We start from the raw sequence: 10,092 nt of genomic DNA, 5'->3' as shown, positions 1-10,092 counted from the left end.
ATCTGTAGGAGCGAGCATGCTCGCGATGGTCGTCAACGATGACGCTGGCTGCCTGGTGCCGCGCGGTGCCTTGGCGCTTTTCGCGAGCATGCTCGCTCCTACAGTGCGCAGCGTTCGAGGTGTAAATAGGCCAAAAAAACAAAACCCCTACCTGCATACGCAGATAGGGGTTTCGGAATTTAATCTTGACGATGACCTACTCTCACATGGGGAAACCCCACACTACCATCGGCGATGCATCGTTTCACTGCTGAGTTCGGGATGGGATCAGGTGGTTCCAACGCTCTATGGTCGTCAAGAAATTCGGGTACTGAGTCGTGGCCGGTTGGCCGCGCTTCAGCAAATTGGGTATGTGACAGTTTTCGGTGTTTTGTAAGATTCGAACTTTCGGTTCTTTCGTCTTCACACACCGCAATCTGATGCTCTTTCGAGTAGTCAAATTGCTTGGGTGTTATATGGTCAAGCCTCACGGGCAATTAGTATTGGTTAGCTCAACGCCTCACAGCGCTTACACACCCAACCTATCAACGTCGTAGTCTTCGACGGCCCTTCAGGGGACTCAAGGTCCCAGTGAGATCTCATCTTGAGGCAAGTTTCCCGCTTAGATGCTTTCAGCGGTTATCTTTTCCGAACATAGCTACCCGGCAATGCCACTGGCGTGACAACCGGAACACCAGAGGTTCGTCCACTCCGGTCCTCTCGTACTAGGAGCAGCCCCTCTCAAATCTCAAACGTCCACGGCAGATAGGGACCGAACTGTCTCACGACGTTCTAAACCCAGCTCGCGTACCACTTTAAATGGCGAACAGCCATACCCTTGGGACCGGCTTCAGCCCCAGGATGTGATGAGCCGACATCGAGGTGCCAAACACCGCCGTCGATATGAACTCTTGGGCGGTATCAGCCTGTTATCCCCGGAGTACCTTTTATCCGTTGAGCGATGGCCCTTCCATACAGAACCACCGGATCACTAAGACCTACTTTCGTACCTGCTCGACGTGTCTGTCTCGCAGTCAAGCGCGCTTTTGCCTTTATACTCTACGACCGATTTCCGACCGGTCTGAGCGCACCTTCGTACTCCTCCGTTACTCTTTAGGAGGAGACCGCCCCAGTCAAACTACCCACCATACACTGTCCTCGATCCGGATAACGGACCTGAGTTAGAACCTCAAAGTTGCCAGGGTGGTATTTCAAGGTTGGCTCCACGCGAACTGGCGTCCACGCTTCAAAGCCTCCCACCTATCCTACACAAGCAAATTCAAAGTCCAGTGCAAAGCTATAGTAAAGGTTCACGGGGTCTTTCCGTCTAGCCGCGGATACACTGCATCTTCACAGCGATTTCAATTTCACTGAGTCTCGGGTGGAGACAGCGCCGCCATCGTTACGCCATTCGTGCAGGTCGGAACTTACCCGACAAGGAATTTCGCTACCTTAGGACCGTTATAGTTACGGCCGCCGTTTACCGGGGCTTCGATCAAGAGCTTCGCGTTAGCTAACCCCATCAATTAACCTTCCGGCACCGGGCAGGCGTCACACCCTATACGTCCACTTTCGTGTTTGCAGAGTGCTGTGTTTTTAATAAACAGTCGCAGCGGCCTGGTATCTTCGACCGGCGTGGGCTTACGGAGCAAGTCCTTCACCCTCACCGGCGCACCTTCTCCCGAAGTTACGGTGCCATTTTGCCTAGTTCCTTCACCCGAGTTCTCTCAAGCGCCTTGGTATTCTCTACCCAACCACCTGTGTCGGTTTGGGGTACGGTTCCTGGTTACCTGAAGCTTAGAAGCTTTTCTTGGAAGCATGGCATCAACCACTTCGTCACCCAAAGGGTAACTCGTCATCAGCTCTCGGCCTTGAAATCCCGGATTTACCTAAGATTCCAGCCTACCACCTTAAACTTGGACAACCAACGCCAAGCTGGCCTAGCCTTCTCCGTCCCTCCATCGCAATAACCAGAAGTACAGGAATATTAACCTGTTTTCCATCGACTACGCTTTTCAGCCTCGCCTTAGGGACCGACTAACCCTGCGTCGATTAACGTTGCGCAGGAAACCTTGGTCTTTCGGCGTGGGTGTTTTTCACACCCATTGTCGTTACTCATGTCAGCATTCGCACTTCTGATACCTCCAGCAAGCTTCTCAACTCACCTTCACAGGCTTACAGAACGCTCCTCTACCGCATCACCTAAGTGATACCCGTAGCTTCGGTGTATGGTTTGAGCCCCGTTACATCTTCCGCGCAGGCCGACTCGACTAGTGAGCTATTACGCTTTCTTTAAAGGGTGGCTGCTTCTAAGCCAACCTCCTAGCTGTCTAAGCCTTCCCACATCGTTTCCCACTTAACCATAACTTTGGGACCTTAGCTGACGGTCTGGGTTGTTTCCCTTTTCACGACGGACGTTAGCACCCGCCGTGTGTCTCCCATGCTCGGCACTTGTAGGTATTCGGAGTTTGCATCGGTTTGGTAAGTCGGGATGACCCCCTAGCCGAAACAGTGCTCTACCCCCTACAGTGATACATGAGGCGCTACCTAAATAGCTTTCGAGGAGAACCAGCTATCTCCGAGCTTGATTAGCCTTTCACTCCGATCCACAGGTCATCCGCTAACTTTTCAACGGTAGTCGGTTCGGTCCTCCAGTCAGTGTTACCTAACCTTCAACCTGCCCATGGATAGATCGCCCGGTTTCGGGTCTATTCCCAGCGACTAGACGCCCTATTAAGACTCGCTTTCGCTACGCCTCCCCTATTCGGTTAAGCTCGCCACTGAAAATAAGTCGCTGACCCATTATACAAAAGGTACGCAGTCACCCAACAAAGTGGGCTCCCACTGCTTGTACGCATACGGTTTCAGGATCTATTTCACTCCCCTCTCCGGGGTTCTTTTCGCCTTTCCCTCACGGTACTAGTTCACTATCGGTCAGTCAGTAGTATTTAGCCTTGGAGGATGGTCCCCCCATATTCAGACAAAGTTTCTCGTGCTCCGTCCTACTCGATTTCATGACCAAGAGATTTTCGCGTACAGGGCTATCACCCACTATGGCCGCACTTTCCAGAGCGTTCCGCTAATCTCAAAGCCACTTAAGGGCTAGTCCCCGTTCGCTCGCCACTACTAAGGGAATCTCGGTTGATTTCTTTTCCTCAGGGTACTTAGATGTTTCAGTTCCCCTGGTTCGCCTCTTGCACCTATGTATTCAGTACAAGATAACCATCTTATGATGGCTGGGTTCCCCCATTCAGACATCTCCGGATCAAAGTCTGTTTGCCGACTCCCCGAAGCTTTTCGCAGGCTACCACGTCTTTCATCGCCTCTGACTGCCAAGGCATCCACCGTATGCGCTTCTTCACTTGACCATATAACCCCAAGCAATCTGGTTATACTATGAAGACGACATTCGCCGAAAATTCGATTGAGCTCCTAAGAGCAACTCACAAATTTTACCTTAGCCTGATCCGTTACCAGTGAAAGTAACGTTCAGTCTATCTTTCTATCACATACCCAAATTTTTAAAGAACGATCTAATCAAAAGACTAGAAATCAATATTCACCTTGGAATATTCATTTCTAAACTCTCAAACGCTTCGAAGCAGTTAATGGTGGAGCCAAACGGGATCGAACCGTTGACCTCCTGCGTGCAAGGCAGGCGCTCTCCCAGCTGAGCTATGGCCCCATACAAAATTGGTGGGTCTGGGCAGATTCGAACTGCCGACCTCACCCTTATCAGGGGTGCGCTCTAACCAACTGAGCTACAGACCCAATTTCGAGCGCGTAACTGTTAGCTTGGAGCTATCAGCTTGGAGCTTAAAGCTGCTTCTATCGTCTTCTTCAATGAATCAAGCAATTCGTGTGGGAACTTATGGAGCAGCTGAGTCGTCGATTAAGGAGGTGATCCAGCCGCAGGTTCCCCTACGGCTACCTTGTTACGACTTCACCCCAGTCATGAATCACACCGTGGTAACCGTCCTCCCGAAGGTTAGACTAGCTACTTCTGGTGCAACCCACTCCCATGGTGTGACGGGCGGTGTGTACAAGGCCCGGGAACGTATTCACCGCGACATTCTGATTCGCGATTACTAGCGATTCCGACTTCACGCAGTCGAGTTGCAGACTGCGATCCGGACTACGATCGGTTTTGTGGGATTAGCTCCACCTCGCGGCTTGGCAACCCTCTGTACCGACCATTGTAGCACGTGTGTAGCCCAGGCCGTAAGGGCCATGATGACTTGACGTCATCCCCACCTTCCTCCGGTTTGTCACCGGCAGTCTCCTTAGAGTGCCCACCATGACGTGCTGGTAACTAAGGACAAGGGTTGCGCTCGTTACGGGACTTAACCCAACATCTCACGACACGAGCTGACGACAGCCATGCAGCACCTGTCTCAATGTTCCCGAAGGCACCAATCCATCTCTGGAAAGTTCATTGGATGTCAAGGCCTGGTAAGGTTCTTCGCGTTGCTTCGAATTAAACCACATGCTCCACCGCTTGTGCGGGCCCCCGTCAATTCATTTGAGTTTTAACCTTGCGGCCGTACTCCCCAGGCGGTCAACTTAATGCGTTAGCTGCGCCACTAAGAGCTCAAGGCTCCCAACGGCTAGTTGACATCGTTTACGGCGTGGACTACCAGGGTATCTAATCCTGTTTGCTCCCCACGCTTTCGCACCTCAGTGTCAGTATCAGTCCAGGTGGTCGCCTTCGCCACTGGTGTTCCTTCCTATATCTACGCATTTCACCGCTACACAGGAAATTCCACCACCCTCTACCATACTCTAGCTTGTCAGTTTTGAATGCAGTTCCCAGGTTGAGCCCGGGGCTTTCACATCCAACTTAACAAACCACCTACGCGCGCTTTACGCCCAGTAATTCCGATTAACGCTTGCACCCTCTGTATTACCGCGGCTGCTGGCACAGAGTTAGCCGGTGCTTATTCTGTCGGTAACGTCAAAACACTAACGTATTAGGTTAATGCCCTTCCTCCCAACTTAAAGTGCTTTACAATCCGAAGACCTTCTTCACACACGCGGCATGGCTGGATCAGGCTTTCGCCCATTGTCCAATATTCCCCACTGCTGCCTCCCGTAGGAGTCTGGACCGTGTCTCAGTTCCAGTGTGACTGATCATCCTCTCAGACCAGTTACGGATCGTCGCCTTGGTGAGCCATTACCTCACCAACTAGCTAATCCGACCTAGGCTCATCTGATAGCGCAAGGCCCGAAGGTCCCCTGCTTTCTCCCGTAGGACGTATGCGGTATTAGCGTTCCTTTCGAAACGTTGTCCCCCACTACCAGGCAGATTCCTAGGCATTACTCACCCGTCCGCCGCTGAATCCAGGAGCAAGCTCCTGTCATCCGCTCGACTTGCATGTGTTAGGCCTGCCGCCAGCGTTCAATCTGAGCCATGATCAAACTCTTCAGTTCAAACATCTTTGGGTTTTGAGAAAACCCTAAACTTGGCTCAGCAATCGTTGGTTACATCTTTGATTTCTCGCGGAGTAACTTGTGATGCTGATAATCTGTTGACTAGCAGTCTGACTCCACAAGCACCCACACGAATTGCTTGATTCAGTTGTTAAAGAGCGGTTGGTTAAGATCTTTCGTCTCAACCGAGGCGCGCATTCTACAGCAGCCTCATTTGCTGTCAAGTGGTATTTTTCAGAAGTTTTCAAAGTTTCCTTTGTAACTTCAACCACTTGCGCTTCAGATCTCTCATCAGCGGGAGGCGAATTCTACAGCGTTACACGCTGCTGTCAACACCTCTTTTTCAACTCCTTTCGGCTTCGATGAACTGAAGCAACCTGCTGCCGAAACCTGCGTAACTCTTTGTTTACCAAGGAGTTTTCCGTTTCGACTGCGCCGGAAGTGGGGCGAATTATAGACACCTGGAATCTGCCGTCAACAGCTATTTTCACAATTCTGTCATATAGGGCAAAAAAGCCCCGAAAACAAAAGGCCGACCCAATGGGTCGGCCTTCTGTGCCCTTCTACTTACAAGCTAGGGAACGCGAACTGCGAAGCTTCATGGCTCGCACGCTGCGGCCAGCGCTGGGTGATGGCTTTGCGGCGAGTATAGAAACGCACGCCATCCGGGCCATAGGCGTGCAGGTCGCCGAACAGCGAACGCTTCCAGCCGCCAAAGCTGTGATAAGCCACCGGCACCGGCAGCGGTACGTTGACACCGACCATGCCGACTTCGATCTCGTCGCAGAACAACCGCGCCGCTTCGCCGTCACGGGTGAAGATGCAGGTGCCGTTGCCATATTCGTGATCGTTGATCAGCTGCATGGCTTCTTCGAGGCTATTGACCCGAACAACGCACAGCACCGGCCCGAAGATCTCTTCTTTATAGATGCGCATTTCTGGCGTGACGTTGTCGAACAGGCAACCACCCAAGAAGAAGCCTTCCTCGTGACCAGCGACGGTCAGGCCACGGCCATCCACCACCAGTGTCGCGCCGGCGGCTACGCCGTCTTCTACATAACCGCTGACCTTGTCGCGTGCCTGGCCAGTCACCAGTGGGCCCATGTCCAGGCCGCAGTTGGTACCGGCACCGATTTTCAGCGCCTTGATTTGCGGAACCAGTTTGGCCACCAGTGCATCGGCCACCTGGTCACCCACGCACACCGCTACCGAGATCGCCATGCAACGCTCGCCGCAAGAACCGTAGGCCGCGCCCATCAGTGCGCTGACGGCGTTGTCCAGGTCTGCATCCGGCATCAGCACGGCATGGTTCTTCGCACCACCCAAGGCCTGAACACGCTTGCCGCGCTTGGTGCCTTCGGAATAGATGTATTCGGCAATCGGCGTCGAACCAACGAAGCTCAGCGCTTTGACTTCCGGCGCTTCGATCAATGCGTCCACCGCAGTCTTGTCACCGTGCACCACGCTCAGTACGCCTTTAGGCAGACCAGCCTCCAGCAGCAACTGTGCAATCAACAGCGTCGAGCTCGGGTCACGCTCGGATGGCTTGAGGATAAAGCAGTTGCCGCAGACAATCGCCAGCGGGTACATCCACAATGGCACCATGGCCGGGAAGTTGAACGGCGTGATACCGGCAACCACGCCCAGCGGCTGGAAGTCCGACCAGGCATCGATGTTCGGGCCGACGTTACGGCTGTACTCGCCCTTGAGGATTTCCGGGGCCGCGCAAGCGAACTCGACGTTCTCGATACCGCGCTTCAATTCACCGGCAGCATCTTCCAGGGTCTTGCCGTGCTCTTCGCTGATCAATTGCGAGATGCGAGCTTCGTTCTGCTCCAGCAGTTGCTTGAAGCGGAACATCACTTGGGCACGCTTGGCCGGCGGCGTGTTGCGCCAGGCCGGAAATGCAGCCTTGGCCGCGTCGATAGCGCTCTGGATGGTTTCGCGGGTCGCCAGCGGCAACTTGTGGATAGCCTGGCCGGTAGACGGGTTGAACACATCGACCGCGCGACCGTTCTCGGTCACCAGTTCGCCATTGATCAAATGCGGAATAACGCTCATGGAAGCTCCTGAAAAGTTGTCCACAGGCACCCGTTCCCAAGCGCCCGTTGTTTATAGGTATATAGAAGGAGAAATCAGTCGATCTTGCTCAGCACTTCGCCGACCGCGTCGAACAGGCGATCCAGGTCCTGCGGCTTGCTGTTGAAGGTTGGGCCGAACTGCAGGGTGTCGCCGCCGAAGCGTACGTAGAACCCGGCTTTCCACAGCGCCATGCCGGCTTCGAACGGACGCACGATGGCGTCGCCGTCACGTGGCGCGATCTGGATCGCGCCGGCCAGGCCGAAGTTGCGGATGTCGATGATGTTCTTGGTGCCTTTGAGGCCGTGCAGCGCATTTTCGAAATGCGGTGCGACTTCGGCCACGCTCTGCACCAGGTTTTCCTTTTGCAGCAGGTCGAGTGCGGCAAGACCCGCGGCGCAAGCCACCGGGTGCGCGGAATAGGTGTAGCCGTGAGGGAATTCCACCGCGTATTCAGGCGTCGGCTGATTCATGAAGGTCTGGTAGATCTCGGAGCTGGCAATCACCGCGCCCATCGGGATCGCACCGTTGGTGACTTGCTTGGCGATGCACATCAGGTCCGGGGTCACGCCGAAGGTGGTGGCGCCGAACATGGTACCGGTACGGCCAAAACCGGTGATCACTTCGTCGAACACCAGCAGGATGTTGTGCTGGTCGCAGATTTCACGCAGACGCTTGAGGTAACCCTGTGGTGGAACCAGCACGCCAGCGGAACCGGCCAATGGCTCGACGAAGACCGCCGCGATGTTCGACGCATCGTGCAGTTCGATCAGCTTCAGCAGTTCGTCAGCCAGGGCAATACCGCCCTGCTCCGGCATGCCACGGGAGTAAGCGTTGCTTGCCAGCAAAGTGTGCGGCAGATGGTCGACGTCCATCATCGCCTGACCGAACAGCTTGCGGTTTCCATTCACGCCGCCAAGGCTGGTGCCGGCGATGTTCACACCGTGGTAGCCACGGGCGCGGCCGATCATTTTGGTCTTGGTCGACTGGCCTTTCAGACGCCAGTAAGCACGAACCATCTTCACGGCGGTGTCAGCACACTCGGAGCCCGAGTCAGTGAAGAACACGTGGTTCAGGTTGCCCGGGGTCAGGTCGGTGATTTTCTCGGCCAGTTGAAACGACAGCGGGTGGCCGTACTGGAAAGCTGGCGAGTAATCGAGAGTGCCCAGTTGCTTGGCGACCGCTTCCTGGATTTCCTTGCGAGTGTGCCCGGCGCCACAGGTCCACAGACCGGACAGCGAGTCATATACCTTGCGACCCTTGTCGTCGATCAGCCAGCTGCCTTCGGCGCCAACGATCAGGCGTGGGTCGCGCTGGAAGTTGCGGTTGGCGGTGTAAGGCATCCAGTGAGCATCGAGCTTGAGCTGGCTGGCCAGGGAAGTCGGGGCGTTTTCAGGCTGGTTCATGGGCGAAACCTCGCAAGGCAATAAGCGGCGTAAGGATTGAAAACCGTTGTTGCAGCTAAATTGCCACGGGGATAAAGTCTGTGAAACCCAACTCTTCTAATGTTCAGTCAGCCAATTACTAAACTTTGAGTAACCCGCATGAGCACTCGCCGTCCCGATCCGCTGGCCCAGGTCAGCGACTTTGATATCCGCCTGCTGAGGATCTTTCGCAGCGTGGTGGAATCCGGCGGCTTCTCCGCAGCGGAAACCGTGCTGGGCATCGGTCGCTCGGCGATCAGCCAGCAGATGAGCGATCTGGAGCAGCGCCTCGGCCTGCGCCTGTGCCAACGGGGACGTGCCGGGTTTTCCCTGACCGAAGAAGGCCGTGAGGTCTATCAATCGGCCTTGCAACTGCTAAGTGCACTGGAAAGCTTCCGTACCGAGGTCAACGGCCTGCACCAGCACTTGCGCGGCGAATTGATCATTGGTTTGACGGACAACCTGGTCACCCTGCCCCACATGCGCATCACCCATGCCCTCGCACAACTGAAAGAACGCGGCCCGGATGTGCAGATCCAGATCCGCATGATCGCGCCCAATGAAGTCGAACAAGGCGTGCTCGACGGTCGCCTGCACGTCGGCGTGGTGCCGCAGGCCAGCGCACTGTCGGGGCTGGAGTATCAACCGCTGTATAGCGAACGTTCGCTGTTGTACTGCGCGGTAGGTCACCCGCTGTTTTATGTCGACGACAAGCAACTGGACGACGAACGCCTGAACAGTCAAGACGCCATCGCACCCACCTTCCGTTTGCCGGCGGAGATCCAGGCTCACTATCAAGCGCTCAATTGCACCGCCAGTGCCTCGGACCGTGAAGGCATGGCGTTCCTGATCCTGACCGGGCGCTACATCGGTTATCTGCCGGATCACTACGCGAGTCTTTGGGTGCAGCAGGGGCGGTTGCGCGCGTTGAAAGCCAGAACGCGCTTCTATGACCTGAGCCTGGCGTCGGTCACCCGCAAGGGGCGTCGACCTCATCTGGTGCTGGAAAGCTTTCTGGAGAGTCTCGCGGCGACGCGTTGAATTGCATAATTGAAGAAGTCCTGTGGGAGCGAGCCTGCTCGCGAAAGCGGTGTGTCAGCTGCATTGGTATCGACTGATGCTCCGTCTTCGCGAGCAGGCTCGCTCCCACAGTAGATTGGTTTTTCCCCAAAGACTTGTC

At 54.9% G+C, this 10,092-nt stretch carries 3 protein-coding genes, 2 tRNA genes and 3 rRNA genes; 1 reads left to right on the top strand and 7 read right to left on the bottom strand.

All coding sequences use genetic code 11. The features are described 5' to 3' along the window. Nucleotides 1-183 precede the first annotated feature (183 nt). The 7 genes from rrf to WHX55_RS03260 all read right to left on the bottom strand — a co-directional run bounded on the left by rrf (nucleotide 184) and on the right by WHX55_RS03260 (nucleotide 8,894). Nucleotides 184-299: ribosomal RNA gene (gene rrf / locus WHX55_RS03290) — 5S ribosomal RNA — on the bottom strand. Between the two features lie 156 nt (nucleotides 300-455). Continuing rightward, a 23S ribosomal RNA gene (locus WHX55_RS03285) occupies nucleotides 456-3,347 on the bottom strand. A 241-nt stretch (nucleotides 3,348-3,588) separates the two neighbouring features. Continuing rightward, a tRNA-Ala gene (locus WHX55_RS03280) sits at nucleotides 3,589-3,664 on the bottom strand. 9 nt (nucleotides 3,665-3,673) lie between these two features. Then, nucleotides 3,674-3,750: transfer RNA gene (locus WHX55_RS03275), tRNA-Ile, on the bottom strand. A gap of 122 nt (nucleotides 3,751-3,872) precedes the next feature. Further along, a 16S ribosomal RNA gene (locus WHX55_RS03270) occupies nucleotides 3,873-5,409 on the bottom strand. Together the 16S, 23S and 5S rRNA genes with 2 tRNA genes alongside form the textbook arrangement of a ribosomal RNA operon. Before the next feature lie 567 nt (nucleotides 5,410-5,976). Then, on the bottom strand, nucleotides 5,977-7,470 hold the full coding sequence (locus WHX55_RS03265; protein WP_056725206.1) for a CoA-acylating methylmalonate-semialdehyde dehydrogenase: 1,494 nt from the start codon (nucleotides 7,468-7,470) through the stop codon (nucleotides 5,977-5,979). Between the two features lie 74 nt (nucleotides 7,471-7,544). After that, nucleotides 7,545-8,894, bottom strand: a complete 1,350-nt coding sequence (locus tag WHX55_RS03260; RefSeq protein ID WP_150727764.1) for an aspartate aminotransferase family protein — start codon at nucleotides 8,892-8,894, stop codon at nucleotides 7,545-7,547. A 138-nt stretch (nucleotides 8,895-9,032) separates the two neighbouring features. Between WHX55_RS03260 and WHX55_RS03255 the strand changes: the two genes are divergently transcribed. Continuing rightward, nucleotides 9,033-9,953, top strand: coding sequence for a LysR family transcriptional regulator (locus tag WHX55_RS03255; RefSeq protein ID WP_150756660.1), 921 nt, complete (start codon nucleotides 9,033-9,035; stop codon nucleotides 9,951-9,953). Nucleotides 9,954-10,092: the final 139 nt, after the last annotated feature.

Source organism: Pseudomonas fluorescens (genome assembly GCF_040448305.1).
GTDB classification, from domain to species: domain Bacteria; phylum Pseudomonadota; class Gammaproteobacteria; order Pseudomonadales; family Pseudomonadaceae; genus Aquipseudomonas; species Aquipseudomonas fluorescens_BH.
Note: the sequence above shows the minus strand (reverse complement) of the source record. Positions and strands in the feature narration are given on the sequence as shown.